The following is a 1,041-nucleotide window of genomic DNA, read 5'->3' as shown; positions in this document are numbered from 1 at the left end:
AATCTGCAATTAAGCTGCTTTGAGAAGCGAGCCTATATTCTTTTCTAAAAATTGAGGTACTTTGATTTTAGGTGAAAAAATCATCAATTCGGTAGCTTGCCTTTTCTCTTGTAGAGAATATTGTAAGCTAAATTCTATTGAGAGATATTGCCTATACAAAAATTTAATTTCTTCAACGTTGTCATAAGTAATTAGCCAAGGCGCTGTCACATGTTGGGAGATGACATTCTCTAAATTATTATGATCATTAGCTTTGTAAAACGAAGTGTAAAGCCCTTTTCCTTTTTTAAAATAAGGAGGGTCCATATAAAAAAAGGTGTTTTCATCAGTTCCATAACGTAGCAAAAATTCCCGTGCATTTAAACGAGTTAAATGTATTTTATCTTTTTGTTCACTTATGCGAAGAATGCGTTCAATTATATTCTCTTTGTTAAATCGGCAATCTATTTTATAGGCACCGCTTTGTCCTTTCCCTCCAATTGGTCCAGCATTTTTAATAATTCCAGATCTATTTGTGCGATTTAAAAAGAGTGCTGCAAATCCTGCGCTAAGCACATCTGCACTTGCAGGAGAAATTTCTTTTTGTATGTACCATTCTTCTAAGTTAATGGTCGTTGTATTGATTTTTTCTATTAATTCTTCTGTCTTGTGCAAAACGCAATACCAAAAGCTCCAAATGAACAGATCAATATCGTTAATGTAAATATCTTTAACATCACCATTAAAAAGAAGCTTTAGAGCAAGTCCGCACCCGCCAGCAAATGGCTCTCTATAGGAACAGCCATTTAATGCATTTTTCTCAAATATTTCTTTGATTTTTCCATACAGTGCAGCCTTACCGCCTGGATATCTCAATGGTGAGCAGACATGAGTCATTGTTACGCGCCTTTTTCAATGATTTTTTGATGTTTTTGTTGATTTTATCGAACGTTGAGAAGAGACAACGTAATCTGAACAGTTTTATAAAATCGGAAATTTTACTTTTGGTTTTTAACTAAGCATTGTAGTGTGTAAATAGATATATTTATTAAACTACGTGTA

General features: G+C 33.4%; 1 protein-coding gene. It reads right to left on the bottom strand.

Translation table 11 applies throughout. The features are described from left to right. Nucleotides 1–9: 9 nt before the first annotated feature. Entirely contained in the window at nucleotides 10–855 is an 846-nt protein-coding gene (locus tag ACFIK6_RS09960) for a DNA adenine methylase (RefSeq protein WP_375642751.1), read from the bottom strand. Between the last annotated feature and the right edge of the window lie 186 nt (nucleotides 856–1,041).

The sequence above is a fragment of the Bartonella sp. AS69XJJH genome, from assembly GCF_042195585.1.
Classification (GTDB): Bacteria; Pseudomonadota; Alphaproteobacteria; order Rhizobiales; family Rhizobiaceae; genus Bartonella.
This window is presented reverse-complemented; position numbering and strand designations above follow the sequence as displayed.